Annotated in this window: 28 protein-coding genes; 26 read left to right on the top strand and 2 right to left on the bottom strand. The window is 69.6% G+C overall.

Annotation, left to right across the window (positions count from 1 at the left end):
- The first annotated feature begins 194 nt into the window (after positions 1-194).
- From R3A49_10540 to cobA, 5 genes are read left to right on the top strand one after another with little or no spacing between them, the layout of a single operon-like run.
- Positions 195-899: a redox-sensing transcriptional repressor Rex gene (locus R3A49_10540; protein ID MEZ5171167.1), complete on the top strand. Its 705-nt coding sequence runs from the start codon at positions 195-197 to the stop codon at positions 897-899.
- A complete protein-coding gene (locus R3A49_10535) occupies positions 896-1,537 on the top strand; it encodes a bifunctional precorrin-2 dehydrogenase/sirohydrochlorin ferrochelatase (protein ID MEZ5171166.1) in 642 nt (213 codons plus the stop codon). The genes R3A49_10540 and R3A49_10535 overlap by 4 nt, the downstream gene beginning before the upstream one ends.
- Entirely contained in the window at positions 1,528-2,868 is a 1,341-nt protein-coding gene (locus R3A49_10530) for a glutamyl-tRNA reductase (GenBank protein ID MEZ5171165.1), read from the top strand. The genes R3A49_10535 and R3A49_10530 overlap by 10 nt, the downstream gene beginning before the upstream one ends.
- Before the next feature lie 6 nt (positions 2,869-2,874).
- The gene (gene hemC / locus R3A49_10525; GenBank protein MEZ5171164.1) at positions 2,875-3,783 is read left to right on the top strand and encodes a hydroxymethylbilane synthase; all 909 of its coding nucleotides are present in this window, start codon (positions 2,875-2,877) and stop codon (positions 3,781-3,783) included.
- A complete protein-coding gene (gene cobA, locus R3A49_10520; GenBank protein MEZ5171163.1) occupies positions 3,780-5,249 on the top strand; it encodes a uroporphyrinogen-III C-methyltransferase in 1,470 nt (489 codons plus the stop codon). Before hemC ends, cobA begins: the two co-directional genes overlap by 4 nt.
- Before the next feature lie 105 nt (positions 5,250-5,354).
- Here cobA and R3A49_10515 read toward each other — a convergent pair whose 3' ends face one another.
- A complete protein-coding gene (locus R3A49_10515; GenBank protein MEZ5171162.1) occupies positions 5,355-6,110 on the bottom strand; it encodes a DUF4328 domain-containing protein in 756 nt (251 codons plus the stop codon).
- 49 nt (positions 6,111-6,159) lie between these two features.
- Here R3A49_10515 and hemB point away from each other — a divergent pair, with 49 nt between their 5' ends.
- From hemB to R3A49_10500, 3 genes are read left to right on the top strand one after another with little or no spacing between them, the layout of a single operon-like run.
- Positions 6,160-7,140 (top strand): porphobilinogen synthase, encoded by a 981-nt coding sequence (gene hemB / locus R3A49_10510; GenBank protein MEZ5171161.1) that lies wholly within the window; start codon positions 6,160-6,162, stop codon positions 7,138-7,140.
- Complete coding sequence (gene hemL, locus R3A49_10505; GenBank protein MEZ5171160.1) at positions 7,137-8,408, top strand: glutamate-1-semialdehyde 2,1-aminomutase; 1,272 nt, start codon at positions 7,137-7,139, stop codon at positions 8,406-8,408. Before hemB ends, hemL begins: the two co-directional genes overlap by 4 nt.
- A gap of 12 nt (positions 8,409-8,420) precedes the next feature.
- On the top strand, positions 8,421-8,891 hold the full coding sequence (locus R3A49_10500; GenBank protein MEZ5171159.1) for a YceI family protein: 471 nt from the start codon (positions 8,421-8,423) through the stop codon (positions 8,889-8,891).
- A 1-nt stretch (position 8,892) separates the two neighbouring features.
- On the opposite strand, the gene R3A49_10495 is transcribed toward R3A49_10500, so the two are convergent.
- Positions 8,893-10,164 carry a geranylgeranyl reductase family protein gene (locus tag R3A49_10495; protein ID MEZ5171158.1) on the bottom strand — a complete coding sequence of 424 codons (1,272 nt, stop codon included), beginning with the start codon at positions 10,162-10,164 and terminating at the stop codon, positions 8,893-8,895.
- 206 nt (positions 10,165-10,370) lie between these two features.
- Between R3A49_10495 and R3A49_10490 the strand changes: the two genes are divergently transcribed.
- The 18 genes from R3A49_10490 (at position 10,371) to R3A49_10405 (ending at position 26,692) form a co-directional block, all read left to right on the top strand.
- Complete coding sequence (locus R3A49_10490; GenBank protein MEZ5171157.1) at positions 10,371-10,874, top strand: hypothetical protein; 504 nt, start codon at positions 10,371-10,373, stop codon at positions 10,872-10,874.
- A gap of 1 nt (position 10,875) precedes the next feature.
- Positions 10,876-11,289 (top strand): 4Fe-4S binding protein, encoded by a 414-nt coding sequence (locus R3A49_10485; protein MEZ5171156.1) that lies wholly within the window; start codon positions 10,876-10,878, stop codon positions 11,287-11,289.
- Positions 11,290-11,383: 94 nt separating this feature from the next.
- Positions 11,384-12,100 (top strand): selenite/tellurite reduction operon b-type cytochrome ExtP, encoded by a 717-nt coding sequence (extP, locus tag R3A49_10480; GenBank protein MEZ5171155.1) that lies wholly within the window; start codon positions 11,384-11,386, stop codon positions 12,098-12,100.
- 12 nt (positions 12,101-12,112) lie between these two features.
- On the top strand, positions 12,113-13,006 hold the full coding sequence (locus R3A49_10475; protein ID MEZ5171154.1) for a menaquinol-cytochrome c reductase cytochrome b subunit: 894 nt from the start codon (positions 12,113-12,115) through the stop codon (positions 13,004-13,006).
- 2 nt (positions 13,007-13,008) lie between these two features.
- A complete protein-coding gene (locus R3A49_10470; GenBank protein ID MEZ5171153.1) occupies positions 13,009-13,875 on the top strand; it encodes a ubiquinol-cytochrome c reductase iron-sulfur subunit in 867 nt (288 codons plus the stop codon).
- Between the two features lie 17 nt (positions 13,876-13,892).
- A complete protein-coding gene (locus R3A49_10465) occupies positions 13,893-15,335 on the top strand; it encodes a cytochrome c (GenBank protein MEZ5171152.1) in 1,443 nt (480 codons plus the stop codon).
- Between the two features lie 9 nt (positions 15,336-15,344).
- Positions 15,345-16,157 carry a hypothetical protein gene (locus tag R3A49_10460; protein ID MEZ5171151.1) on the top strand — a complete coding sequence of 271 codons (813 nt, stop codon included), beginning with the start codon at positions 15,345-15,347 and terminating at the stop codon, positions 16,155-16,157.
- 25 nt (positions 16,158-16,182) lie between these two features.
- On the top strand, positions 16,183-16,413 hold the full coding sequence (locus tag R3A49_10455) for a hypothetical protein (GenBank protein ID MEZ5171150.1): 231 nt from the start codon (positions 16,183-16,185) through the stop codon (positions 16,411-16,413).
- A gap of 100 nt (positions 16,414-16,513) precedes the next feature.
- Positions 16,514-17,014 (top strand): NADH-quinone oxidoreductase subunit A, encoded by a 501-nt coding sequence (gene ndhC, locus R3A49_10450; protein ID MEZ5171149.1) that lies wholly within the window; start codon positions 16,514-16,516, stop codon positions 17,012-17,014.
- A complete protein-coding gene (locus R3A49_10445; GenBank protein MEZ5171148.1) occupies positions 17,014-17,544 on the top strand; it encodes an NADH-quinone oxidoreductase subunit B family protein in 531 nt (176 codons plus the stop codon). Before ndhC ends, R3A49_10445 begins: the two co-directional genes overlap by 1 nt.
- Positions 17,545-17,567: 23 nt before the next feature.
- Positions 17,568-18,149: an NADH-quinone oxidoreductase subunit C gene (locus R3A49_10440; GenBank protein ID MEZ5171147.1), complete on the top strand. Its 582-nt coding sequence runs from the start codon at positions 17,568-17,570 to the stop codon at positions 18,147-18,149.
- Positions 18,146-19,540: an NADH-quinone oxidoreductase subunit D gene (locus R3A49_10435; protein MEZ5171146.1), complete on the top strand. Its 1,395-nt coding sequence runs from the start codon at positions 18,146-18,148 to the stop codon at positions 19,538-19,540. Before R3A49_10440 ends, R3A49_10435 begins: the two co-directional genes overlap by 4 nt.
- A complete protein-coding gene (locus R3A49_10430) occupies positions 19,540-20,076 on the top strand; it encodes an NAD(P)H-dependent oxidoreductase subunit E (protein ID MEZ5171145.1) in 537 nt (178 codons plus the stop codon). The genes R3A49_10435 and R3A49_10430 overlap by 1 nt, the downstream gene beginning before the upstream one ends.
- Positions 20,076-21,443, top strand: coding sequence for an NADH-quinone oxidoreductase subunit NuoF (nuoF, locus tag R3A49_10425; protein ID MEZ5171144.1), 1,368 nt, complete (start codon positions 20,076-20,078; stop codon positions 21,441-21,443). The genes R3A49_10430 and nuoF overlap by 1 nt, the downstream gene beginning before the upstream one ends.
- Positions 21,440-24,139, top strand: coding sequence for an NADH-quinone oxidoreductase subunit NuoG (gene nuoG, locus R3A49_10420; GenBank protein MEZ5171143.1), 2,700 nt, complete (start codon positions 21,440-21,442; stop codon positions 24,137-24,139). The genes nuoF and nuoG overlap by 4 nt, the downstream gene beginning before the upstream one ends.
- Positions 24,136-25,416 carry an NADH-quinone oxidoreductase subunit NuoH gene (nuoH, locus tag R3A49_10415; GenBank protein ID MEZ5171142.1) on the top strand — a complete coding sequence of 427 codons (1,281 nt, stop codon included), beginning with the start codon at positions 24,136-24,138 and terminating at the stop codon, positions 25,414-25,416. Before nuoG ends, nuoH begins: the two co-directional genes overlap by 4 nt.
- Complete coding sequence (nuoI, locus tag R3A49_10410) at positions 25,416-26,108, top strand: NADH-quinone oxidoreductase subunit NuoI (GenBank protein MEZ5171141.1); 693 nt, start codon at positions 25,416-25,418, stop codon at positions 26,106-26,108. The genes nuoH and nuoI overlap by 1 nt, the downstream gene beginning before the upstream one ends.
- Entirely contained in the window at positions 26,108-26,692 is a 585-nt protein-coding gene (locus tag R3A49_10405; protein ID MEZ5171140.1) for an NADH-quinone oxidoreductase subunit J, read from the top strand. Before nuoI ends, R3A49_10405 begins: the two co-directional genes overlap by 1 nt.
- Position 26,693 lies beyond the last annotated feature (1 nt).

Genomic DNA, 26,693 nt, shown 5'->3' with positions numbered 1-26,693 from the left:
GCCAGGCCGGACACCATCTTCCTCCACTCTTGGCGCCTTCGGCGCCGGGCCGTTGGGCCCCGGCTCGGGCGGCGCAGGGTACCTGCGCCGCTTCTCCTCGCCTCAGAGAGGGAAGATTACGACCGCGTTGACTTCGAGAAAGACTTCACAAGCTTTGTACGCTGTGGACAACTCACGACGAAAGGCCCCGATCCGTGCCGGATCCAGCACCTCGCACGATCCCCGAGGCGACGGTCACACGACTGCCCCTCTACTACCGGTCGCTGCTCGAGGTGGCCGAGACCGATCTGGCCACGATCTCGAGCGAGCGCCTCGCCGACATGGCCGGCGTCAACGCCGCCAAGGTCCGCAAGGACCTCTCCTACCTCGGGTCCTACGGCACGCGGGGCGTGGGCTATGACGTCGAGTACCTCCTGCACCAGATCTCCCGGGAGCTCGGCCTCACGCACGACTGGCCGGTGGCGATCGTGGGGCTCGGGAACCTCGGGCAGGCCCTCGCCAACTACGCCGGGTTCTCCGCGCGGGGCTTCAACGTGGCGGCGCTGCTCGACGCGGACCCCGCCAAGGTGGGCATGGCGGTGGGCGACCTGCGGGTCGAGCACATCGACTCGCTCGCCGCGCTCGTGCAGGAGCGCTCCATCGCCATCGGCGTGATCGCCACTCCGGCGACCGCCGCACAGGACGTCACCGACGCGCTCGTGGCCGCCGGCACACGCTCGATCCTCAACTTCGCCCCGACGCACGTGACGGTTCCCGCCGGCGTGTCGCTGCGCAAGGTCGACCTCGCCACCGAGCTCCAGATCCTCTCCTTCTACCAACTGCGCCGGGGCGAGAGCAGCGCCGGGCGGGGCGACGGCCCCACCGCCGGCGACGGAGCGCTCCCGGCCCGCGTCCCGTGACCGAGCCGGGCCGACCCGGGCTCGCCGGGTTCCCGGCCAACCTGCTCCTCCACGGGCGACGCGTCCTCGTCGTGGGAGCCGGTCGGATTGCCGCCCGCAAGACCGAGGGGATCCTGGAGGTGGGTGGCGACGTCCACGTGGTGGCGCCCCGCGTCGGCGACGAGATCCGGGCGTTGGCGGACGCAGGCCGACTCACCGTCTCGGAGCGTGAGTTCACCGGGACCGATCTCGACGACGCCTGGCTCGCCTTCGCCGCCACCGACGACCCGGAGGTGAACGCTTCGGTGCACGACGCCGGGGAGGCCCGCCGCGTATGGGTCAACGCCGCCGACGACCCCGGGAACTGTTCGTTCACCCTGATGTCGAAGGTGCGGCGCGGCGATATCGTGGTTTCGATCGGTACCGGCGGGCGGAGCCCCGCCCTCGCGACGTGGCTGAAGGAACGTGTTGAGTCCGAGCTCGGCCCCGAGTACATGACGCTGCTCGAGATCCTGTCCGAGGCCCGGGAGGAGATCCGGGCGGGTGGGGGCTCCAGCGAGGACGCCGATTGGCGGTCCGCGTTCGACTCCGGCATCCTCGATCTCGTCCGCTCGGACCGTCTGGACGAGGCGAAGGAACTCCTGCGCTCGTGTCTCTGATCGTTGTCGGCCTCAACCACCGCACTGCGCCCGTCGACGTTCTCGAACGCGCGGCCGTTCCCGCTTCCGATGTCCCGAAGGTCCTTCTCGACCTGAGCCAGCGCGACCACCTCCACGAGGCTGTGCTTCTCTCCACGTGCAACCGCACCGAGGTCTACGCGCGCTGCACCCGGTTCCACGCCGCGGTCGACGATGTACGCGCGTCGATACTGCGCCACTCGGGCCTGTCGGAGTACGCGCTGTCGGAGCACCTCTACACCTACTACGACGACGCGGCGGTGGCGCACCTCTTCGGGGTCGCCGCCGGTGTCGACTCGATGATCGTCGGCGAGGGGGAGATCCTCGGACAGGTCCGGGAGGCGTGGCGCGCGTCGGAGGCGGAGTCCGCGGTCGGTGCCTCCCTCGGCCGGGCGTTCCGCCAAGCGGTCGAGGTCGGCAAGCGCGCACGCACCGAGACGACCATCGGCGAGCGCAAGGTGTCGATCGCCTCGGCCGCCGTCGAGCTGGCGAGCCGCAGCCTCGGATCGCTCCAGGGCCGCCGCATCCTCGTGCTCGGCGCCGGCGAGGTCGGCGAGGGCATGGCCGTGGCGCTGGCGGGCTCGTCGGTCCGCGACGTCATCGTGGCCAACCGCTCGGCCGAGCGTGCCGCCGGCCTGGCCGAACGGGTCGGCGGCCGGGCCGTGTCTCTCGACGACGCCCACGACGCGCTCGACGACGTCGACGTGCTGTTGGCCTCCACGGCGGCCACCGACCTCCTCTTCGAGCGCTCCGACTTCGAGACACTCATGGAGAGGCGCCCCGAGCGTCCCCTTCTCATCGTCGACGTCGCCGTTCCCCGCGACGTCGACCCCGGTGTGGCGGAGGTCCCCGGGGTCACGCTGCTCGACATCGACGATCTCAAGTCGTTCACCGACGAGTCGATGGAGCAGCGCCGCGGCGAGGTCGGCACGGTGCGGGCGATCATCACCGACGAGCTCGACCGCTACCGGGCGGAGCGCTCGGCCCGCGAGGTGGCGCCGCTCGTCACCGCTCTCCGGGAGCGGGCCGAAGCGATCCGCGCGGCAGAGCTCGACCGCTGGGTCGTCAAGCTCGGTGGTCTCGACGACAGCGAGCGTGAGGCGCTCGACCGGGTCACCCGCGGTCTCGTCAACAAGCTGCTCCACGAGCCCACGGTCCGCGTGAAGGAGGCGGCGGGGAGTGACAGCGGAGACCTCTACGTCGACGCACTGCGCGCGCTGTTCGATCTTCCCGACGTGCCGGCCGGCGATCCTGCCGCCGGTGGCCCCTCGGAGCCCGGCTCCGCGCGTCCCGGCTCTCCCGACGCCGAGTAGGCCGAGGTGTCCGCCCCGCTGCGGGTGGCGACCCGCGGGAGCGCGCTCGCCCGGACGCAGACCTCGTCGGTCGTCGACGCGCTCGGCACCATGGGAGTCGCGGCGCAGGAGATGGTCATCGAGACCACCGGCGACGTCCGTTCCGACGTCCCGATCCACTCCCTGGGCGGTGTCGGCGTCTTCGTGAAGGAGATCGAGGAGGCTCTCCTCGACGGTCGCGCCGACGTGGCCGTGCACTCGGCGAAGGACCTTCCGTCCGAGCTCCCCGACGGTCTCGTGATCGCCGCCGTACCGGAGCGGGCCGACCCACGCGATGCGCTCGTCGGGTCCACGCTCGACGATCTCGTCGCCGGCGCCCGCGTGGGAACAGGGTCCGTCCGGCGGCGCAGCCAACTCGCGTCGGCGCGGCCCGACCTCACCTTCGGTGACCTGCGGGGGAACATCGGGACCCGCCTCGACAAGGCTGCCGACTTCGACGCGGTCGTGGTCGCCGCTGCGGCGCTCGACCGCCTCGACCGCGCAGACGCCGCCGTTGAGCGACTCGATCCCGATCTGCTGCTTCCCCAGGTCGGACAGGGTGCGCTGGCGCTGGAGTGTCGCGCCGACGACGCCGACACCCGGGCGGCCCTGGCGCCGCTCGACCGCGCCGACGTCCACACCCTCGTTCGCGCCGAGCGGGCGTTCCTCGCCGAACTGGGTGGTGGCTGCACCCTCCCGGTCGGAGCCCTGGCGGAACCGGCTCGCGACGGCGTTCTCCTCCGCGCACTGCTGGCGTCGCTCGACGGGCACATCGTCCTGCGCACGGAGTGCAGCGGCGACGACCCCGAGGATGTGGGTATCACCGCGGCCGGGGAGCTCCTCCATCAGGGCGGAGCGCGCGTCCTCGAGGATGCGGGCCTGGGGGTTCCAGAATGAGCGTCGCGCTCGTCGGCGCCGGTCCCGGCGATCCCGGCCTGCTCACGGTGCGCGGCGCAGAGCTGCTGCGCGCGGCGGAAGCCGTCGTCTACGACCGCCTCGCGTCGCAGGAGCTCCTCGACCTGGTGCCGCTCGACGCCGAGCGCATCTTCGTCGGCAAGGCACCCGGTGACGTCGCGATGACCCAGGACGAGATCAACGAGACCCTCGTGCGCCTCGGCTCGGCGGGGAAGCGTGTCGTGCGGCTCAAGGGCGGCGATCCGTTCGTGTTCGGCCGTGGCGGCGAGGAGGCCCAGGCACTCGAGGACGCCGGCGTCGAGTTCGAGGTGGTGCCGGGCATCACGTCGGCTGTCTCGGCACCCGCCTACGCCGGGATCCCCGTCACACACCGGGGCCTCTCGACGCACGTCACGGTGGTCACCGGCCACGAGGACCCCACGAAGGGCCGCACCGACGTCGACTGGGAGGCCCTGGCGGCGGCGGGAGGCACGCTCGTGATCCTCATGGGCGTCGGACGGATCGAGGAGATCGCCCGGCGGCTCGTCGCCGGCGGGCGCGACACCTCCACCCCCGTCGCCGCGGTGACCCGCGCGACACATCCCGACCAGGAGAGCCGCCGCAGCACCCTCGGCGAGGTGGCTGACGCCGGCCTTCCGGGGCTGTCGCCCCCGTCGGTGATCGTGGTCGGTGCGGTTGCCGACCTCGACCTCGGCTGGTTCGAGCGGCGGCCGCTGTTCGGCCGTACGGTCGTCGTGACGCGTGCCCGCGAGCAGGCGAGCGGCCTGCGGCAGCGGCTCGAGGCTCTCGGGGCACAGGTCGTGGAGCTCCCGACGATCCGGATCGACGAGGTCTCGTTCTCCCTGCCCGACCTGGGTGCCTACCGGTGGATCGTGTTCACGTCGGCCAACGGCGTCCGCGCCTTCTTCGAGCGCGGGCTCGCAGCCGCAGGGCTCGACGCCCGCGCGCTGGGCCGCTCCCGGGTGGCGGCCATCGGCCCCGGGACGGCGGAGGCACTCGCGCAGCGCGGTGTGTCGGTCGACGTCGTGCCGGAGCGATTCGTGGCGGAGTCGTTGCTCGATGCCCTGCCGGCCGAAGGCAACGGCGCCGAGGTGCTCATTCCGCGCGCCGCCGAAGCGCGCGACGTGCTCCCCGACGGGTTGAGTGAGCGCGGCTACGGCGTCGACGTCCTTCCCGTCTACCGCACGACCCGCGTCGAGCCCGATCCCGTGTCGCTGGAACTGGTGCGGGAGGGGCGGGTCGACTGCGTGACGTTCACGTCGTCGTCGACGGTCACCAACTTCGTCGACGTCGTCGGCGTGCCGGATCCGGTTCCGGCGGTGGTGTCCATCGGCCCGATCACGTCGGCGACCGCGAGACAGGTCGGGCTCCCGCCGACCGCCGAGGCGTCGGAGCACACCATCAACGGCCTCGTCACCGCTGTGGTCGACCTGCTCGGCAACTCCTAGCCCGCCCCCTTTTCCACCCCGCCGAGATGGTGCGAAAACCTGGCCCATGGCTCGGAAATCGCACCAACCTGGCGAGGGGTTGGCCCTTTGCGAGGGGGTCGGGGGTCAGCCGGAGTACATCTCGGTGTGGGCGGCGGTGATCTCGTCGATGACCTCGCGGGCCGCATAGGCGGCGTACATCGACACCGCGACGCTCACCGCCGCGGCGACCCACATGACGGCGGTCGAGAAGAGGGCGGCGACGATGACGAAGATCACGAGCAGGCTGCTGGCGATCCACAGCAACCACCACCGCAGGACGTGAGGCAGCGCCGGGTGCCCGGCCGGGAGGGCGTCGACGGCGGAGCGGTAGGGGAACCAGAAGTTGACGATCGGAATGATGAAGCCGGCCACACCCCACCCGGGAGTGCGCTTGGCGGGCAGTCCTGCGTCGGCGGCGAAGGTGAGTGCCCGGTAGAACCACACGAGAAAGACGATTCCCACGGCCAGTAGCACGAGCGAGGCGATCTGGTTGAGGGAGTTCGCGACGGCGTTCCCGCCGGTGAAGGCCGTGGTCTCGCCCGTGTCGATGCTCCGACGGATGTCGTCGACGATGTCGGGGAGGATGATCGCGGACGTGACCGACGACGTCGCCTGTGCGACGCCGCCCCAGATGATCAGCGAGCGGGCCCACCCGGCGGACGCCTGCTCCGCTTCCAGACGGGCGCGGAGGCCTCCCCCTCCCGAACCCGACGCGCCCGCAGTCTGCGTGTGGTGGGTCCACTGCGTGCCGTCCCACCAACGCTTGGATGCCTGACCCCAGGGGTCGTCGTACCAACCGGGGGGAGGGCCGGGCGGAGGTGGTTCGGGGGTGTCGGCCACGCAGCGAGCCTAGAAGCCCGACCTCATCAGCCCGGTAACCTCGGGGCCGATGGGCTTCCCCGATCAGCGTCCCCGGCGTCTCCGGCGGACCGCCGCCCTGCGCCGCCTCACCGCCGAAGCGACCGTGCAGCGCTCCGATCTCGTCGCGCCGCTCTTCGTGAAGGAGGGCCTCGACGCCCCCGAGCCGGTCGGCTCCATGCCGGGCGTCGTCCAGCACACGGTGGAGAGCCTCCGCAAGGAGGCCCGCGCTCTGGCCGACCTCGGACTGCCCGCCGTCACGATCTTCGGTGTGCCCGCCCACAAGGACGCCGCGGGATCGGCCGCCGACGACCCCGACGGGATCCTCGCTGTGGCGCTGCGGGAGCTTCGTAGCGAGGTGGGCGACGACCTGGTGCTCATCGCCGACTGCTGCCTCGACGAGTACACCGATCACGGCCACTGCGGAATCGTGGACGACGACGGCGAGGTCGACAACGACGCCACGCTCGAGCGCTACGCCTCGACGGCCGTCGTCCAGGCCGACGCCGGTGCGCACGTCGTGGCACCGTCGGGGATGATGGACGGGCAGGTCGGCGCGATCCGTGCGGCACTCGACGCCGGCGGTCACGGCGACACACCGATACTCGCCTACTCGGCGAAGTACGCGTCCGCCCTCTACGGCCCGTTCCGCGACGCCGCCGAGTGCGCGCCGTCGTTCGGCGACCGGCGCAGCTACCAGATGGACCCACCGAACGGGCGTGAGGCCATCTCCGAGGTGGCGCTCGACATCGCCGAGGGAGCCGACATGGTGATGGTGAAACCCGCCCTCGCCTACCTCGACGTGGTCGCGGCCGTGCGCGACACCTTCGACGTGCCGGTGGCGGCATACCACACGAGTGGCGAGTACTCGATGGTGCACGCGGCTGCTGCCAACGGCTGGATCGACGGTGACGCCGTGATGCTCGAGCACCTCACAGCCATCAAGCGTGCGGGCGCCGACTTCATCCTCACCTACGCAGCCCGCGACATCGCGGAACGTCTCGAGGGGTGAGCGACACCCCGTTCGACCGTGCGCGCCGGGTCATCCCCGGAGGCGTCAACTCGCCGGTACGGGCCTTCGGCTCGGTGGGTGGCGATCCCGTGTTCGTGCGCAGCGGTGAGGGGGCGTATCTCACCGATGAGGCCGGTGTGCGCCGGATCGACTACGTGCAGTCGTGGGGCGCCTCGATCCTCGGGCACGCCGCGCCGCCCATCGTGGAGGCCGTGCAGGCCGCCGCTGCCGAGGGGACGTCGTTCGGCGCGCCGACCGTGCGCGAGGTCGAGTTGGCCGAGGCGATCGTGGACAGAGTGGCGTCGGTCGACAAGGTGCGCCTCGTCAACTCCGGCACGGAGGCCGGCATGACCGCCGTGCGCCTCGCACGTGGTGCAACCGGCCGGGCGAAGATCCTCAAGTTCGCCGGCTGCTACCACGGCCACCTCGATGCCCTGCTCGTCGCGGCCGGGAGCGGGCTCGCCACGCTCGGGCTGCCCGACTCCGCCGGCGTCACGCCCGGGACCGTGTCCGACACCGTCGTCGTGGCCTACAACGACGCCGCGGCGCTCGACGCCGCCTTCGACGAGCACGGTGAGGATCTCGCGGCCGTGCTCGTCGAGCCGGTCGCGGCCAACATGGGTCTCGTCGCTCCGAAGCCCGACTTCCTCGAGAGCATCCGCGAGCTGTGCACGAAGCACGGCACCGTGCTCATCTTCGACGAGGTGATCACAGGGTTCCGCCTCGGGCCCGGTGGGGCCCAGGAGCGTTTCGGCCTCACACCCGACCTCACGATGATGGGCAAGGTCATCGGCGGTGGGCTGCCGCTCGCCGCCGTGGGCGGGCGCGCCGACCTCATGGACCACCTCGCGCCGCTCGGCGCCGTCTACCAGGCCGGCACCCTCTCGGGGAACCCCCTCGCCACCGCGGCCGGGTCGGCGGCGCTCGGGAGCCTCACCCCGGAGATCTACACCGCTCTCGAGGCCACGGTCGCTCTCCTCGCGGGCGGCCTGACCGAGGCGTTCGAAGCGGCAAGGGTGCCCGCGCATGTCGTCCGCGTCGGGACGCTGGCAGGTCTGTTCTTCACGAGTGGCGATGTCACCAACTACCAGGAGGCCCAGGCGGCCGACCACGACCGTTACGCGCGGTGGTTCCACGGCATGCTCGACGCCGGTGTCGCTCTCGCCCCGAGCGGCTATGAGGTGATGTTCACCTCGGTCGCCCACACGACGTCGGATGTCGACCGGACGATCGAGGCCGCCGCTGCGGTCGCGGCGACGCTGGAGTGACGGAGCAAGCTGATGGCGCGCTACGAGTTCGTCCCCGGGGAGTCGACCATCGCGCTCGACGCCAGCTCCAGTGTCCACCCCATCCACACGTCGACGGCCGGCCTCACCGGGTTCCTCGACCTCGACAGGCAGGAGGGTGAGCTGCACGTCCCGCTCGGCGAGTTGCGCTCCGGGAACCCGCTCATCGACCGCGAGACCCGACGGCGCCTCGACACGAAGCGCCACCCCGAGATCACGGCCGTCGTGAGCACGCTCACGAAGACCGACGAACACACCTACGCGACGGCGGGGACCATCGAGGCCATGGGGGAGACGGTCGAGGCGGAGGGTGTCCTCACCATCACCCCCGACGACTCACTGCGCATCACCGGGACGAGGAGCTTCGACGTGCGCGACTGGGGCCTCCAGCCGCCGAAGCTCCTCATGGTGAAGGTGCATCCCGACGTCACCGCGCACATCTCGCTGCTCGCCCGACCATCCTGAATCAGGGTTCGGGAACCACCCTCACGGCCTGCTCCAGGACCTTGTAGGCCGCTTCGGCGGGGCCGATCTCGTCGGGTCGGAGCAGGTTCGCCATGATGCGCAGCACCCACTCCATGAGCGGTCGCGACTGCATGCCCACGCGGGTGAGCTCGCGCATCACCGCCGGGTTGCCGATCGCCTTCACGAACAGGCGGGCCGTCTTGAAGTAGAGGCCGAAGCGGCGGTCGATCTCGTCGGTGTAGGCGCCCAGCGCCAGCCCGTCACCCGTCAGGAGCGCGGTGTCGAGCGCGTCAGCGGCGATCCGCCCGGTCTCGTACGCGTAGGCGATGCCCTCGCCGTTGAAGGGGTTGATCGATCCCGCGGCGTCGCCGATCACGAGCCAGGTGGGGCCGGTGCGCGGCGACACCGACGACCCGGTGGGGAGCTTCCCACCGGTGGGGGGACCGCACGACGTGGACGGATCGATGCCCCAGTAGTCGGGCGCCGTGTGGACGAACGCCTCCATCAGTCGGCTCGTGTTGATCGACTTCCACCCGGCGAAGGTCGAGAGCAGGCCGACGCCGACATTGATGGTGCCGTCGGCGACAGGGAACACCCAGCCGTAGCCCGGGAGGTGCTCGCCATCGGTGTCGCGGATGTCGAGGTGGCTCTCGATCCACGGGTCGTCGTGCATGTCGCTCTCGAAGTAGCCGCGGATCGCCATCCCGAGCGGGTACGTGCGGTCGCGGGAGGTGCCGAGCGCGCGGCCGAAGCGCGAGTTGGCGCCGTCGGCGACCACGAGGAAGCGGGCCCGGACGTTCTCGCGGGTGCCGGACTCCGTGTGGTGGATCACCGCACCGGTGACCAGGCCGTTCTCGACGATCGGCGCGGTGGCCTCGGCGGCCGACCACATCGTGGCCCCCGCCTTCACGGCCTGGCCGGCCACCATCTCGTCGAGCTCGCGGCGCCGCACGACGTAGCCGTGGTCGGGGTACTCGGGGTGGTCGGGCCACTGCATCTCGAGCGTGACGTCGTGGGCCATCGCCCGCAGCCCGTCGTAGCGGTGGAACTCCCGCAGCTCAGCCGTGAGCTCCATCAGCTCGAGCTCGTGGACCGCCCGGGGCGTGAGGCCGTCGCCACACGTCTTCTCCCGCGGGAACCGCTTCTTCTCGACCATGAGGACGTCGTGGCCGCGTCCGGCCAGCCAGAAGGCGGCAGCGGCGCCCGCGGGGCCGGCCCCCACGACGAGAACGTCGAAGCGGTGATCCGACGGGGGAGCGGCCGACGTACCCATGAGCCGTTCATGGTCCCACAGGCCCAGAGGGTCGGCTCCAAGCGGAGGAGGGGGTTGGCCCGGTTGGCCGCCCGATATGCCGCGCGAACCGTTACCGTGGTAGCTATTCGATTGGAGTCGGCGGTTCTTCCGGGGTGTGCCGGTCCCGGGAACCGGCGAGAACCGGACAGCTGGCAGGCAGCGGACGAGCAGCGGAGAGACCGACTGTGCACGGCGGGTTGGGCGCATTCACGACGACGGTCGGTGGCATCGCGCCCGGTTGGCTCGACGACGCCGGCCGCCTCCTCATCGCCACAGTGGTCACGCTCGGGCTGATGGCCCTGTTCACGGCCTACATCCTCATGGTCCCCCGCTCCGACAAGCCCACGACCTGGGCGCAGAACATGGCGCTGGCGGTGGTCGTGTTCGCCATGTTCCTCCTCGCCTACGGCGTGGTGCCGAGCGAGTGGATCATCTTCGCCAACGCCTACCTCCGCTGGGACGAGGCGAACGTCCTGATCGAGACCTACCCCATCACCGTCACGAAGAACGTCGCGCGCGACCTCGTCGTGGTGGGCATCTACCTCTTCTTCCTCACTGCCAACGTGGCCATGTTCGTCATGTGGCAGAAGCGCCCCACGGCGGAGGAGGCGGCTGCCGACGCCGGCGAGGGGGAGGAGGGCGCCTCCGCGACCTCGGCGTTCGGACGACCCGTCGCGAAGAAGGCCTGACATGGCACGCACCGAAGCCAACCCGCCCATGCCCGACTTCGTCACCGACTACGAGTTGGCCGAGGTCGACCCGAGCTACCTCACGGAGTCGGTCAAGCCCAAGCAGTTCCTCCACATCGACCAGGCCGAGTGCATCCTCTGCGAGGGATGTGTCGACATCTGCCCGTGGAAGTGCATCCACATGCTGAAGGTCGATGCCATCGCCGGCGCGACCAACACCGAGCAGCCCGGCGAGGACCCCCGCGACCACGTGGCGTTCATCGTCGACGAGGACGTCTGCACCCGCTGCGCCCTGTGCGTCGACCGGTGCCCGACCGGCGTCATCATCCTCGGGAAGCTCAACCCCGACATCGCCGACGGCGACCCTCACACGCGCACCAACCGCCACGGCTACAGCTACGGCCTGCGGTTCTAGGACGAAGGACACTCACGTGGCGAACGGCAACGGAAGCGGAAACGGCAAGGGCCCGGGCAAGGTCCTCGAGAAGGCCAGGGAGCTCCCCGGCAGGATCGGGGAGTCCCAGGCGTGGACGTCGATCTTCCGGCCCGGGTCGATCTACCGCAAGGGCTACACCGACAGCCCCCGCAACCGCTCCTACGTGATCATGAACAACGTGCTGTACCACCTCCACCCGGTGAAGGTGAAGCGGCACGCCGTGAAGGTGTCCTACACGCTCTGCCTGGGTGGGCTGTCGTTCTTCCTGTTCATGTTGCTCACCGTCACCGGCATCTTCCTGATGTTCTTCTACCGGCCGACCGAGGTCCAGGCGTGGAACGACATCCAGACGTTGGAGACCGCCGTCACCTTCGGTTCGCTCGTGCGCAACATGCACCGGTGGGCGGCGCACCTCATGGTGCTGTCGGTGTTCCTGCACATGAGCCGCGTCTTCTACCACGGCGCCTACAAGGCCCCGCGCGAGTTCAACTGGGTGATCGGCGTCGTGCTGCTGATGCTCACGCTGCTGCTCTCGTTCACCGGCTACCTGCTCCCGTGGGACCAGCTGGCTCTCTGGGCGGTCACCGTGGGCACGAACATGATGGGCTTCACGCCCGTCTTCGGGAACGAGGTCCGATTCGTGCTGCTCGGGTCACAGGAGATCGGCTCCGATACCTTGCTGCGGTGGTACGTCCTGCACGTGCTTCTCTTACCGTTCGTGATCGTGATCTTCATGGCGGTCCACTTCTGGCGCGTCCGTAAGGACGGCGGAATCTCCGGGCCCCTGTAACCGGTGCTCTAGATGACAGACATTCCCGAACATCTGCTCAAGCGCAGCCAGGAGCGACGCAAGTCGCTCGGGCTGCCCACCGATGACGACGACTCCGACGTGCCCGACGACGCGAGCGCCGAGGCCTCCGACACCGACGCGGGCGATGCCGCTCCGGAGCCCGACGCGCCCGCCGCCGCTCCCACGGGCGGTGGTGGTGCGTCGTCCGAGTCGGAGGAGGCCGCCGAGAAGTCGGGCGTGCCGGCGCACCTGCTCGCGCGCTCCCGGCGCCGTCGCGCCGTCCTGAAAGGCGAGGACCCCGACGCCGCTGCCGGTGCCGGAGGTGGCGGGGGTGCCGCCGCGCCGGCCGCCGCGGGTGCGGGAGCCGCCACGGCCACCGCCGCGCCGGCCCCCACGGTCACCGGCCCGGGTGGTCACACGCAGCGTCTCCTCACGGTCGTCAAGTCGGGCTCGATCCAGCAGACCCGCGCCGAGGCCGTCGACAAGGTCCACACCTGGCCGCACCTGCTCGTGATCGAGTTCGCCGCCCTGTTGTTGCTGACCGCGCTGGTCCTGATCTTCTCGGCCGTGGTGCGGGCGCCGCTGCTCGGTCTCGCCGACTTCAACGCCACGCCCAACCCGTCGAAGGCGCCGTGGTACTTCCTGGGCCTCCAGGAGCTGCTCACGATGTTCCAGCCGATGGTGGCGGGCGTCACGATCCCGGGTATGGGGCTGTTCCTGTTGATCCTGGCGCCCTACATCGACAAGAACCCGTCCAACAAGCCCGAGGACCGCAAGTTCGCCATCTCGTTGTTCACCCTGTTCCTGATGTTCTGGGCCGTGCTCGTCATCATCGGCTCGTTCTTCCGGGGCACGGGCTTCAACTTCCTGTTCCCCTGGGACAACCCGATCTTCTTCGAGCTGTAGCCATGACCCTCGCCATCGAGCTCTCCACACTCCTGCCGATACTGATCGGCGCGTTCCTACTGATCGCGGCCGCCACCGTGTTCCTGCTCGGCGGGTCGCGTCGCTCCTCCACGGGCAGCCTGAGCCGCGAGACGGTGCGCGCCGACAAGTCGGCTGCCGACGACTCGGAAGGGAGAACCACCTCGACCGTCGCCGTGTCGGAGAAGGCGCGGGCCCGTGCCGAGGAGGCCCGCCAGTCGGCCGGTGGTGCACTCGCCACGAAGACAGCCGGCACCGTGGCGACCTGGGAGCCCGTCGACGAGGAGCAGCTCGGGGTCACCCGCCGTCAGTTCTTCAACCGGGGAACGCTCACGCTCGTCGGCCTCGCCACCGGAGCGTTCGGCGCGGCACTCATCGGGTTCCTCTGGCCCTCCAGCGCCGGTGGCTTCGGTGCGAAGATCCGAGTCGGCAAGCTCGACGACATCCTCGGGGAGATCAACGACACGAAGGCGCCCGTCTACAACCCCGAGGCACGCACGTACCTCAACCCGTACCCTGCCGACGCCCTCCCGGCGGCGAAGCAGGTCTACGACCCCGTGCTGCTGCCGGGCATGGAGGCCGGGCTGGTGGCACTCTGGCAGAAGTGTCCCCACCTCGGCTGCCGGGTCCCGTGGTGCGAGACCTCGCAATGGTTCGAGTGCCCCTGCCACGGGTCGAAGTACAACAAGGTCGGTGAGAAGAAGGGTGGTCCCGCTCCCCGGGGCCTGGACCGGTTCCCGATCGAATTCGCCGGCAGCGACGTCACCGTCAACACCGGAATCGTCGTGCAGGGGCCGCCGATCGGCACCGACACGACCGAGCAGGGCCAGGAAGGCCCCAACTGCGTCTGAGCGAGGTCTCCTCCCACATGTTCCTGGCCGACAACGTCATCACCGAGGTCTTCGACGACCCGACGTCGTTCCGTTCCCTGGTGATCATCCTCAACGTCCTGGTCATCATCGGGTTGACGATCTGGCTCTTCCGCGCGCGGTTCCGCACGAAGTCCAAGCCGCCGAACCTCACACCCAACTACGACGACGACACCCTCGAGACCAGTCGCCTCGAACGGGTCCTGGGATGGGCGTTGCTGTGTTCGGCGGTGATCGCCATCGCCCTGCCGGTCTACTGGTTGCGTGAGCCCGCCCGCCAGAGCGCGGCGGAGACGGGGTTCGACGAACGGTCGATCGAGCGGGGCGCGGTGCTGTTCGCCGCCGAAGGCGGGGAGAACTTCGACGCGGCACTGTCGTTGGCGTGTGCCAACTGCCACGGAGGCGACGGCAGCGGCGGAAGCGCCACGACAGTGGTCGTTCCCTCGGATCCGGCCTGCGAGCCACCTGAAGGCGGCGAAATCGATTTCGACACCCAACCCGAGTGCCGTCCCTCGCAGGTCGCGTGGAGCGCACCGCCTCTCGACACCGTGTTCCTGCGGTATCCCGACCAGAGCCCCGACAACCGCACGGGTCGCGACCAGATCAAGCAGATCATCGTGTTCGGCCGCCCGGGAACGCCGATGCCGGCCTGGGGCACCAGCTACGGCGACGTCACCTCGACCGGCGCCAAGAACGACCAGGCCATCGAAGACCTCCTCAACTACATCGAGTCGATCCAGCTCGAGCCCGACGAGGCGATGGATCGCGCCACCACCGAGTTCGACAACCTCCGGGGAACCGCAGACCCCGCCGAGCTGGCCGACCGCGAGGCCGCCGTGGAGGAGGCCCGCGCGAAGCGTGCGGCGTTGCCCGACACCGCCACGGAGGATCAGACAGCCGAGGCGACCGACGCCGTCACCAACGCCATCAACCAGTTGGGTGAGATCCAGAGCGTGCCGCAGAAGGCCGTCACCGACGCCGAGGTCGCCGTCGAGGAGGCGGCGGCGCAGCTGACCGCCGCCGACAGCCCCGAGGCCGTCGAGGCGTCGGAGCTGGCGCTCGAGTCGGCGAGGCGCCAGCTCGAGAACGCCGAGGCGTGGGCCGCCAGTGTGGAGGAGGCCTCCGACGGCGAGCTGCTCTTCCAGCTCAACTGCGCCCGTTGCCACACCGACGGCTGGTCCTACTACAACCCGCTCGATCCCGACGCTGCACCCCTTCCCGGCCCGCAGGGCGGTGGCGCCTTCGGCCCCAACCTGCGCGACGGCTCCGAGGTCCGCCAGTTCCCCAACGCTGCCGATCACTCGGCCTTCATCTTCAGCGGCTCCACCTACCAGGTGCCCTACGGTGTCGCGGGCATCGGGACCGGCCGCATGCCCGGTTTCGGTCAGATGCTGACCGAAGAGCAGATCGACGCCATCGTCGAGTACGAGCGCGACCTCTAGGAGCCCCCGATGACAGCACTCCTCATCACGGCGTCCGAAGAGATCGGCGAGCGTACCCTGTGGAATCCCACTCTCAAGGGTGTACTCGTCCTTGCGTGCGCGGTCGGGCTCTTCTGCGGGTCCGTCTACCTGCTTCTCGGCACCAACCTCGGAGCGCGCCTGGGATTCCTCGTGGCAGCCGGTGGGCTGTCGGGCTTCATGGTGCTCCTGTCGTTGCTGTGGCTGACCAACACCGACCCGCTCGGAACCCTGAAGGGACGGATCCCGGAGTGGAAGGGCGTCGAGGTCGTGGCCGAGCCCTCGGAGGCCGACGCCGAAGCGGTGCAGACGATCGAGACGGACGGCACCGAGATCGCCGAGGAGGACCGTGCCGACCTCGACGCAGCTGCCGAGGCCGCCCTCACGGGAGAGGAGAGCGAGCTCTCCACCTTCAGCAGCTCGGCCGACTACCTCGTCGTCGACGCCTTCGAGGTGGGCGGCGAGAAGGACAACCTGTTCTGGCACGTTCCCCACTACGCGGCGGTCATGGTCTGCCCGGTCGACACCGACGCCCTCGACGTCCCGGTGGGCGACGCGGTGCCCGACCCGGAGTGCCTGGCCGGCGAGCCCACCCAGACGCTCGTGCTCCTACGCGACCTCGGGTCGATCCGTCAGCCACCGTGGATCGTCTTCGGGGCCAGCTCGGTTCTCTTCGCCCTGAGCCTGCTCGGTATGCACTGGCGGGAGAAGGATCTCCGGGCGCAGAAGGAAGAAGAGGAGGAGGCCGCCGAGGCCGCTGCCTCCGAGTCGGCCGACGAGCGGCAACCCGAGCCGGTCGGGTAGACGGTCGGAGAGACAGGAGCCAACGATGATCCGTCGACACTGGTGCTCGTTCGTGCAGGCCCTCACCCTGGCCGTGCTGGGCGTCGTCACCTTCGCCGCCCCGGCGGGAGCCCAGCAGCTCGTCGACGCCTCCGAGGACGGCGACGTGGCGTTCATCCTCTTCGCCGTCATGTGCTTCGTCTTCGTGGGCGGCCTGTTCCTCATGGACCGCGTCCGCCGCAAGCGGCTCGATCAAGACGAGATCGACAAGCCCTGAACCACCCGTTCCCGGTCGTGGCCGTTGGAACGGCGGGAGGGGTCGTCCGCTAGATTCGGCGCGCGGGAGTCGGTCCGAGGCAGCGGAGGGAGCGCGCGACATGGTGCAGTACCTGCCCATTCTGCTGATGCTCGCCGTCGGGGCGCTCTTCGCCGGCCTGTCGTTCATGGCGTCGTCGCTTCTCACGCCGCGCCGTCCCACGTCGGCCAAGTCGGCGCCCTACGAGTGCGGGATCGTTCCCGAGACGGAGCCCACGAGCCGGTTCCCGGTGGGCTTCTACCTCGTGGCGATGGCCTTCATCGTGCTCGACGTCGAGATCGTGTTCCTCTACCCGTTCACGCTCGTGTTCCGTGACCTCGGTGCGGGCGGGCTCATCGCCGTCGCCGTCTTCCTGCTCGTCCTGCTCGTGCCGTTCGCGTACCTCCTGTCCGTCGGGGCGCTCGAGTGGGGCCCCGCCAAGAGGTGGACCGCCACGGCCGGCGCGCCCGTGCAGCGCAGCTCCGTGATGCAACGACTCTCGGAGGCCATCGCCGCACGCGATGCACGCGACGACTCCGACAGTGAGGCGGCCCCCGCCGCTGATCCCGGCAGGGCGGCGTAGTGCCCCTCGACGCCGTCCCGCACAACTTCCTCACGGCTCGCCTGGAAGACCTCGTCCGCTGGGCCCGTCGGCATTCGGTGTGGCCGGCCACCTTCGGCCTCGCGTGCTGCGCCCTCGAGATGATGGCTGCCGGCGGGCCGCACTACGACATCGCCCGGTACGGCATGGAGGTCTTCCGCCCGAGCCCGCGTCAGGCCGACCTCATGGTCGTGGCGGGCCGGGTCTCGCAGAAGATGGCACCGGTGCTGCGCCAGGTCTACGACCAGATGGTGGAGCCGAAGTGGGTGATCTCCATGGGTGTGTGCGCCAGCTCCGGCGGCATGTTCAACAACTACGCGCTCGTCCAGGGTGTCGACCAGATCGTGCCGGTCGACGTCTACGTGCCGGGCTGCCCGCCGCACCCCGAGACCTTCCTGCAGGGGGTCCTCATGGTCCACGAGCAGATCAGGACGGGGGAGTTGCTGCGCCGCCGGGAGGAAACCGGCGGAGGCGCGGGGATCCACATCGACGAAGCCGGCGTTCCGGCGTGACCTCCGAGGCGTGACGGACCCCCATGACTGACGACAACGCTCGTGAAACTTTTCCCGAGGAGGACGACACGGCCTCCGGCGACGAGGCGAGCGGCGCCCCCGGTGACGAGGTGGCTGCGGCGCTCGTCGAGGAGTTCGACACGGCGGTGTTCCACGACTCCCACGGTCAGCCCGTCGTCTATCTCGATCCGGCCGACTGGCTCGCCGCGGCGACCTTCCTTCGCGATGAGCAGCAGTTCACGCAGTGTGTCGACGTCACGGCGGTCGACCACCTCACCGACGAGACGCGCCTCGTCGTCGAGGGTGTGGAACCGCTCCGCTTCGAGGTCGTCGCCAACTTCCTCTCACATGAGCGCAACCGGCGCATCCGCACGATCGCCGAGCTCCCGGCCGACAACCCGTCGGTGGCGAGCCTCACAGCGGTGTTCCCCGGCGTGAACTTCGCCGAGCGTGAGGCCTACGACATGTTCGGCGTCGTGTTCGAGGATCATCCCGACCTCACCCGCCTGCTCATGCCCGACGACTGGGCCGGCCACCCGCTGCGCAAGGACGATGCACCCAGCTACGTGCCGGTCACGTTCAAGGAAGACCCGGCCCCTCGATGAGCAGGTCTCCCGAGGTCGACACTCCGGGCGCCGAGACATCCGACGACGGTGAACCCGTGACGCGCGAGGAGCTCCACGAGGTGGAGGATGACTTCGCGGCGGCGGTCGCCGCCACCGAGGCCCACGAGGAATCGCGCCTCGGTCACCAGACCGACGAGGGCGCGCAGGTGATGGGCGAGCGCTCCATGACCGACGTCGTCCTCACGGGAGGCCCGTGGCCCGAGAGCGACGAGACCATGATCGTCAACTTCGGCCCACAGCATCCGTCCACCCACGGTGTGCTACGCGTCATGGTCGAACTCGACGGGGAGCGCGTCGTGCGCGTCAAGCCCGTCATCGGCTACCTCCACACCGGCATGGAGAAGACCGCCGAAGGGCTCACCTACGTCCAGGGTGCCACCAACGTCACCCGGATGGACTACGCCTCACCGCTGTCGAACGAGCTCGTCTACTCCCTCGCGGTCGAGCGGCTGCTCGACCTCGAGGTCCCGGAGCGGGCCACCTGGATCCGCATGATGATGGCCGAGCTCAACCGCATGGCCTCACATCTCCTGTTCCAGGCCACGAACGGTCTGGACCTGGGCGCCCTGTCGATGATGCTCTACGGATGGCGCGAGCGCGAGGAGGTGCTCCGCTACATCGAAGCGGTCACCGGCCTGCGGATGAACAACAACTACATCCGTCCCGGCGGCGTTGCCGCCGACCTCCACGACGGCTGGGAGGAGGAGGCGATCGCCCTGTGCGACCTCGTCGAGACCAACGTGCCCGAGTACGAGGATCTCCTGATGGAGAACCCGGTGTGGCTCGAGCGGATGGTCGGTGTGGGCGTCATCAGCACCGAGGAGGCGCTGGCGCTCAACGTCAGCGGCCCGATCCTGCGCTCCACGGGCTTCGCGTGGGACCTCCGCAAAGCCCAGCCCTACCTGGCCTACGACCGGGTCGACTTCGACGTCATCTCGGCGCAGAACGGCGACTGCTTCGACCGCTACCGCATCCGGCTCTACGAGATCTACGAGTCGATCAAGATCGTGCGCCAGTGCGTGGAGAGGATGCCGGCGGGCGACTACCGCTCCGACGACCTCAAGGTCACACCACCGCCTCGGGCCCGGATCAACGAGTCGATGGAGGCGTTGATCCACCACTTCAAGCACTTCACCGAGGGCTTCCGCGTCCCTGCCGGAGAGACCTACGTGCCGATCGAGTCGCCCCGGGGCGAGATCGGCTGCTACATCGTGTCCGACGGAACCGGCAAGCCCGCCCGGCTGCACATCCGCGGGCCCTCGCTCAACAACCTCCAGACCATGGAGCCCATGCTCAGGAACACACTCGTCGCCGACGCCGTCGCCGTCATCTCGAGTGTCGATCCGATTCTCGGTGAGGTCGACCGCTGATGGCGTTCACGGCCCCCAACCGCGCGCGTGCACGGGAGATCATCGAGCAGTACCCGTTCAAGCGCTCGGCCGTCCTTCCGCTGCTCCACCTCGCCCAGGACCAGGACGGGTGGGTCACGCCGGAGGCCATGGAGGAGATCGGTGAGCTCGTCGGGCTCACCGACGCACAGGTCCTCGGTGTCTGTTCCTTCTACACGATGTTCAAGCGCGAGCCCGTCGGGCGCTTCGTCGTGTCGGTCTGCACCAACGCGACCTGCCTGGTGTGCGGAGGCCCCGAGCTCTACGAGCAGCTCCGGAAGCGCTACGCCGACGACGACGACGTGTTCGTCGAGGAGGTCGAGTGCCTCGCCGCATGCGACGACGCGCCGGTGCTTCAGGTCAACTACGACTACCACGCCAAGCAGACGCTCGAGAGCACCGAGACGCTGATCGACGAGTACCGCAACGGGAAACGCGCCGCCCGCGGTATCTCAGGTGGCAGGATCGACGTCGTGGCGGGTGCCGCGCCGGGCTCCGAGACGGAGGGCGGCTCCTGATGGCCGAGACCCGTATCGTCACCCGCCGTCTGCGCGAGCACCCCGACGACTCGTGGACGCTCGAACGGTTCCTCGCCACAGGCGGGTTCGCGTCGCTGCGCACGGCGCTCACGATGACGCCCGCCGACATCCGCGAGGAGCAGGTGAAGGCGTCGGGACTGCGCGGTCGTGGAGGTGCGGGCTTCCCCGCTGCCACGAAATGGTCGTTCCTCGGCGACGAGGTCGACAAGCCGCGCTACCTCGCCTGCAACGCCGACGAGGGTGAGCCGTCCACCTTCAAGGACCACATGCTGCTGGAGGGCGATCCGCACCAGCTCGTCGAGGGGATCGCCATCGCCGCCCGCTCGATCCAGGCGAAGAAGGCGTTCATCTACATCCGCGGCGAGTTCGCCCTGGGTGCCGAGCGTGTCGAGCAGGCTGTGCGCAACACCTACGACCAGGGCCTGCTGGGCAACGACATCCAGGGCACGGGCATGGACCTCGACGTCATCGTGCACCGCGGCGCGGGTGCCTACATCGCCGGCGACGAGACCGGGCTGCTCTCGAGCCTCGAGGGGGAGCGCGCCATGCCGCGCGTGAAGCCCCCATTCCCCGCCGCCGAGGGCCTCTACGCCTGCCCCACCGTGGTCAACAATGTCGAGACGCTGTCGACCCTCCCGGCGATCATCGAGAAGGGTGGGGAGTGGTACGGCAACCTCGGGGTCGGAAAGTCCACCGGCACGCGGATCTTCTCGGTGTCGGGCCACGTCGAGCGCCCCGGGAACTACGAGGTGGAGCTCGGCATGACGTTCCGCGAGCTCATCTACGACCTGGCCGGCGGTATCCCCGGTGGGCGCGACCTGAAGTTCTTCATCCCCGGGGGTGCGTCGTCTCCGTGGCTCATGCCGTCGCATCTCGACGTTCCCCTCGACATGGACGTCGTCCAGAACGACTACAAGTCGATGCTCGGCTCCGGTGCGATCATGGTCTACGACGACACCGTCGACCCGCTGCTCGTGGCCTGGCGCCTCGTGAGGTTCTTCGCTCACGAGTCGTGCGGCAAGTGCACGCCGTGCCGCGAGGGCTCCGGGTGGTTGGAGAAGGTCCTCTACCGCATGTCGCACGGCGAGGGCCGTGCCGAGGACATGGACCTCCTGCTCGACGTGAGCGACAACATCGTGCCCGGTCTCAACGCCCCCTTCGCCCAGACGACGATCTGTGCGCTCGGCCCGAGCATCGTGTCGCCCATCGTCAGCCTCGAACGGTTCTTCCGTGACGAGATCGTGGAGCGGTTCGGTCGTCCTGAGGTGCGGGCGGGCGAGGAGCCCCCCGTCGTGCCGTCGGGCCCGTCCGTGCCCGTCTCCTTCCCGGCGGGAGGTGCGGCGTGACGTCGATCCCGATCAGCCAGTGGCCGTCGGCCCACGCGTACTCGATGCCCAAGCCCAAGGGCCCCGACACGGTGACGCTCACGATCGACGGGAAGGAGGTCACGGCGGGCAACGGCGACCTCCTCATCAAGGTCGCCGAGGAGCACGGCACCTACATCCCTCGCTTCTGCTACCAGGAGCGGATGAAGCCGGTCGGCATGTGCAGGATGTGCCTCGTCGAGGTCGAGGGCATGCGCGGATTCCAGATCAGCTGCGCCACGGCCGTCGCCGACGGGATGGTGGTCCACACCCAGTCGGAGAGCGTGAAGAAGGTCCAGGACGGGATCCTCGAGTTCCTGCTCGTCAACCACCCGCTCGACTGCCCGGTGTGCGACCGAGGCGGCGAGTGTCCGCTCCAGGATCAGACGCTCGCCTTCGGCCCCGGTGAGTCTCGCTTCGTCGAGGAGAAGCGGCACTGGGACAAGCCGATTCCCGTGTCGGACCTCGTCATGCTCGACCGCGAGCGCTGCATCCAGTGCGGCCGCTGCACGCGCTTCGCCGACGAGATCGCCGGCGACCCGCTCATCGACTTCGGCGAGCGGGGAATGCACACCGAGGTGATCACCTACCCCGACGAGCCCTTCTCCTCCTACTTCTCGGGGAACACGGTGCAGATCTGCCCGGTGGGTGCGCTCACCGCGTCGCCCTACCGCTTCCGTGCGCGTCCCTGGGACCTCCGGACGGTCGAGACCTCGTGCACGACGTGCGCCGTCGGTTGCCGGGGAGCCCTCCAGTCGGACAGGGACCGGCTCGTCCGCCTCCTCGGCGTCGACTCCGAGCCCGTCAACCACGGCTGGCTGTGCGACAAGGGCCGCTTCGCCTACGAGCACATCGTCTCCGACGAGCGCGTCACCGAGCCGATGCTGCGGCGCGACGACGCTCTCGCGCCGGTCACCTGGCCCGAGGCGCTCGACGCGGCCGTCGACGGGATCCGCGACGTGGTGGACGCGCACGGAGCCACTGCCGTCGGCGTGCTCGGTGGCGCCCATGGCACCAACGAAGACGCCTACGCGTGGGCGCGCTTCGCCAAGGGTGTCATCGGCACCGACAACGTCGACGCACAACTCGGTGACGGGCTCCCCGCCGAGGTCGTGCTCGGTATCGACCGTGCGCAGATCGCCGACCTCGACACGGCCGGCACCATCGTGCTCGCGGGCCCCGACGTCAAAGAGGAGCTGCCGGTCCTCTATCTCCGCATCCGGCGCGCGGTCGAGGACCTCGGTGTGCCGCTCGTCGACCTCTCCAGCCGCGACAACGGCCTCACGCCCTACGCCGACGCTGTGGTCCGTCATGCCCCCGGGGAGCTCGGCAGCACCGCCGAGCAGCTCGTCGCCGCCGTGTCCGGGCAGTCACCGGGCGGAGCGGTCGGCGACGCCGCCCAGCTACTACGCGACGCGTCGTCACCGCCGGTCGTCGTTCTCGGGCGGGCGTCATCGGCCGAGTCGAGTGACTCCGCCGTACGTGCAGCCGCAGCGTTCGCGGGAATCGAGGGAACCCGGTTCCTCTCGGCGCTGCACCGCGGCAACGTCCACGGGGCGCTCGACCTCGGGCTGACCCCCGGATTCCTGCCGGGTCGCGTCACGACCGAGGCCGGCGCGTCCTGGTTCGACGCTGCGTGGGGGACCACACCCTCCGACGTCGGCTACGACGCCGAGGGAATCCTGCGGGCTGCGGTGGACGGCAGGATCCGCTGCCTCGTCCTGCTGGGCGCCGACGTGCTCGGCGACTTCCCCGACGGTCAGCTCGCCCGGGATGCTCTCGCCGCCGTCGACTGGACGGTGGTCGTCGACGCGTTCGAGTCCGACAACTCGCGACATGCCGATGTGTTCCTGCCCGTGGCGTTGTGGGGTGAGAAGCAGGGGACGTCGACCAACCTCGAGGGTCGGGTCCAGCGTCTCGCTCACGCGGTCACGCCGCCGGGAGCCGTCATGGAAGACTGGCGGATCGCTGCGGAGTTGGCGCTGCGTTTCGGTGTCGACGTGGACATGCTCGACACCGATGAGGTGCGGGACGAGATCTCGGCGGTGGCCTCCGCCTTCCGGGGAGCCGACGCCACGCTTCTCGCCACCGCACGCGACGGCGTGGTGCTCCCGGCGCGCGATCACCTCGACGAGATCGTCCACGGCCCGGGCCGCCCGGCCACCACCTCCTGGGATCCTCTGCCGTCGGGCAGCGACGCCGCCCCGGCGGCGGACATCCCCGGCGAGGAGGCGGCCGACCACGTACCGGCCGAGGACGAACCCGCTGAGGAGGAGGGTGTCGATCTCCCCGAGCCCCCACCGCTGTATTCCTGGGACGCCGACGCACCCGCCACCGACGTCGCCGCACGCGACGGCTACGCGCTGCGGCTCATCTCGTCCCGAACGCTCTACGACGCCGGCCGGGTCACGGCGACGTCGCCGTCGCTGATGGCGCTCGCCGCCGACACGGTCCTGTGCGTGCATCCCACCGAGGCCGACCGCCTCGGCGTGTCCACCGGTGAGCGGGTCCGTGCAACGAGTGCACGCGGGATGGCGGTGCTCGAGATCCTCGTCGATCCGGCCACACCGCCCGGGACGGCGTTCCTCGCCTGGAACCAGCCGGGCGAGCACGGTGCGTCCGAACTCATCGGTGCGGGCGACCCGGTCACCGACCTGCGCGTGGAGACGCTCTCGTGATTCCGGCCCAGGTTGCACCCCCTCCCGGCTTCGAGCCCGGCGGCCCTGTCGACACGGCCGTCACCACGACGACCGCCCCTGCCGGCGACCCGCTGTGGTCGGGCGGGGTCGACACCACGGCCGTTCTCATCGCGCTCGGGAAGGTGATCGTCGTCTTCGCTCTCATCCTCGTGTCGGTGATGCTCTACGTGTGGTTCATGCGCCGCGTGATCGGCAAGATGCAGAACCGCCCCGGACCGAACATCGCGGGGCCGTTCGGGATCCTCCAGACGCTCGCCGACGGCATCAAGCTCTTCTTCAAGGAGCACATGATCCCCGACCGGGCCGACCGCCCCGTCTACCTCCTCGCCCCGTACCTGTCGATCGTCCCGGCTCTCCTGGCGTTCAGCCTCATCCCCATCGGTGGTGAGGTCACAGTGTTCGGCAAGACCACCTACCTCCAGGTGGCCGACGTCCCCATCGGGGTGCTGTTCATCCTTGCCATGTCGGGAATCGGCCTGTACGGCGTGATGCTGGCGGGCTGGTCGTCGGGGTCGAAGTATCCGTTGCTCGGGTCGGTGCGGGCGTCGGCGCAGCTGCTCAGCTATGAGGGTGCGCTCGGACTGGCGATCGTCGGTGTCCTGATCCAGGCTGGCACCCTGTCCACGCGCGGCATCGTGAACGAGCAGGGATGGACCGGGTGGGGCTCCGTCGTCGGCGACTGGTTCTGGCTGCCTGCGCTCGTCCCCTTCGTGATCTTCATCATCGCCGCCATCGCCGAGACCAACCACCCGCCCTTCGACCTCGTCGAGGCCGAACAGGAGCTCACCGGGGGATTCCACACCGAGTACACGGGCATCCGGTTCGCGATCTTCTTCCTCGCGGAGTTCATGAACGTCATCACGATGTCGGCACTGGCGGTCACGCTCTTCCTGGGAGGTCCGGCCGGCCCGCACATCGAGACCGTGTCGTGGCTCTGGCCCATCGTCTGGTTCATGCTCAAGCTCTGGGCGCTCCTCTTCTGCACGGTGTGGATCCGGGCGGCCCTGCCCCGCCTGCGCTACGACCAGCTCATGGGGCTCGGGTGGAAGTACCTCATCGAGATCGCGGTCCTGTGGGCGATCGTGGCGACCGCCGTGGTGGTGGGCCGCGAGGAGGACTGGAACCTGTGGGCCGTCATCCCGGCCGTCGTCGCGGTCGTGCTGGTCGCCTACGCGCTCCTGTGGGCCGCGATGTCGCGCCCTCAGGCCCTCGAGGAGTCGGCACCGGCGCCGACGACACCGGAGGGGGTGGGCTGATGGGTCGGTGGAGCGGCTTCGGCGTCACGATCAGGAACTTCTTCCGCCCGACCGTCACGACGGAGTACCCGGCCGAGAAGCGCCCGAAGCCACCACGTGTGCACGGTCGCCACGTCCTCAACCGCTACGAGGACGGCATGGAGAAGTGCATCGGCTGCGAGCTGTGCGCCGGCGTGTGCCCCGCTGACTGCATCTACGTGCGCGGCAGGGACAATCCGCTCGACGACCCGGTCTCACCCGGTGAGCGGTACGGCTTCGTCTACGAGATCAACTACCTGCGCTGCATCCACTGCGACATGTGCGTGGAGGCCTGCCCCACCGAGGCCATCACCGAGACGAAGCTCTTCGAGTTCTCCTTCTCGAACCGCGACGACGCCATCTACACCAAGAAGGAACTGCTCGTCGACGACGACGGCCGCGCTCGGCGCCAGCCCTGGGAGTACTGGACGGGTGGTGAGGACGACCACACCAGCGAGTGGATGCGAGCCACATCCCCCTCGGGGCGTGTCGAGTACGAGAACCGCGTCAACTGGTCGGGTGAGCTCGGCTTCGGTGTGCGCCGGCCCGAGAGGGGCCAGGCCGTGTCGCCGCACGCCGAGGCCGGGACCGGTCCGGAAGAGCCGGCCTACCTCGTGGCCGACGAGAACGAGGAGACCGAGGACCTGGTCGACGGGGCACGGGGTGGTCGCTGATGGAGGTTGTCATCTTCTTCGTGTTCGCAGCGATCGCCCTGGGCGGCGCGCTCGGCGTCGTGTTGTTTCGCAATCCCGTCCATTCGGCGCTGGCGCTCGTCGCGACGCTGCTCAGCGTGGCCGTTTTCTTCCTCCAGCAGGAGGCACAGCTCGTCGCAGCGGTCCAGGTGATCGTCTACGCCAGCGCCATCGTCGTGCTGTTCCTCTTCGTCATCATGCTGCTCGGCGTCGACCGCACGCTCGACCTCGACGACCCCCGGCCCTACCAGCGCCCGCTCGCTCTCGGGTTCGGGTGCCTGCTGTTCGCCGAAGTCATCTTCCTCACGGGTCGTACGTGGACGACGGGCCTCCGGTCCCTCGAGGGGAGCCTCGGCGGTGAGGACGGCGGCAACGTCGACACGGTCGCACGCAGCATCTTCGGCGACTACCTCTGGCCGTTCGAGATCACCGCCGTGCTGCTGGTGATCGCCGTGGTCGGAGCGGTGGTGCTCTCACGGCAGACGTTCAGGTCGTCGCAGATCAGGGACGACGTGGATGCGCCGGGTGACGCAGACGCCGACGCGACCGGGGGAGGGTCGTCGTGAC

The organism is Acidimicrobiia bacterium, from assembly GCA_041394025.1.
Classification (GTDB): Bacteria; Actinomycetota; Acidimicrobiia; order IMCC26256; family JAOSJL01; genus JAOSJL01.
Note: the sequence above shows the minus strand (reverse complement) of the source record. Positions and strands in the feature narration are given on the sequence as shown.

Excerpts from the sequence above, each read along its gene's own strand:
- cobA (MEZ5171163.1), top strand. The coding sequence starts at position 3,780 with ATGAGCGTCGCGCTCGTCGGCGCCGGTCCCGGCGATCCCGGCCTGCTC.
- hemB (MEZ5171161.1), top strand. The coding sequence starts at position 6,160 with ATGGGCTTCCCCGATCAGCGTCCCCGGCGTCTCCGGCGGACCGCCGCC.
- R3A49_10500 (MEZ5171159.1), top strand. The coding sequence starts at position 8,421 with ATGGCGCGCTACGAGTTCGTCCCCGGGGAGTCGACCATCGCGCTCGAC.
- R3A49_10495 (MEZ5171158.1), bottom strand. The coding sequence starts at position 10,164 with ATGGGTACGTCGGCCGCTCCCCCGTCGGATCACCGCTTCGACGTTCTC.
- R3A49_10485 (MEZ5171156.1), top strand. The coding sequence starts at position 10,876 with ATGGCACGCACCGAAGCCAACCCGCCCATGCCCGACTTCGTCACCGAC.
- R3A49_10475 (MEZ5171154.1), top strand. The coding sequence starts at position 12,113 with ATGACAGACATTCCCGAACATCTGCTCAAGCGCAGCCAGGAGCGACGC.
- R3A49_10470 (MEZ5171153.1), top strand. The coding sequence starts at position 13,009 with ATGACCCTCGCCATCGAGCTCTCCACACTCCTGCCGATACTGATCGGC.
- R3A49_10465 (MEZ5171152.1), top strand. The coding sequence starts at position 13,893 with ATGTTCCTGGCCGACAACGTCATCACCGAGGTCTTCGACGACCCGACG.
- R3A49_10460 (MEZ5171151.1), top strand. The coding sequence starts at position 15,345 with ATGACAGCACTCCTCATCACGGCGTCCGAAGAGATCGGCGAGCGTACC.
- R3A49_10455 (MEZ5171150.1), top strand. The coding sequence starts at position 16,183 with ATGATCCGTCGACACTGGTGCTCGTTCGTGCAGGCCCTCACCCTGGCC.
- ndhC (MEZ5171149.1), top strand. The coding sequence starts at position 16,514 with ATGGTGCAGTACCTGCCCATTCTGCTGATGCTCGCCGTCGGGGCGCTC.
- R3A49_10440 (MEZ5171147.1), top strand. The coding sequence starts at position 17,568 with ATGACTGACGACAACGCTCGTGAAACTTTTCCCGAGGAGGACGACACG.
- R3A49_10435 (MEZ5171146.1), top strand. The coding sequence starts at position 18,146 with ATGAGCAGGTCTCCCGAGGTCGACACTCCGGGCGCCGAGACATCCGAC.
- R3A49_10430 (MEZ5171145.1), top strand. The coding sequence starts at position 19,540 with ATGGCGTTCACGGCCCCCAACCGCGCGCGTGCACGGGAGATCATCGAG.
- nuoF (MEZ5171144.1), top strand. The coding sequence starts at position 20,076 with ATGGCCGAGACCCGTATCGTCACCCGCCGTCTGCGCGAGCACCCCGAC.
- nuoI (MEZ5171141.1), top strand. The coding sequence starts at position 25,416 with ATGGGTCGGTGGAGCGGCTTCGGCGTCACGATCAGGAACTTCTTCCGC.
- R3A49_10405 (MEZ5171140.1), top strand. The coding sequence starts at position 26,108 with ATGGAGGTTGTCATCTTCTTCGTGTTCGCAGCGATCGCCCTGGGCGGC.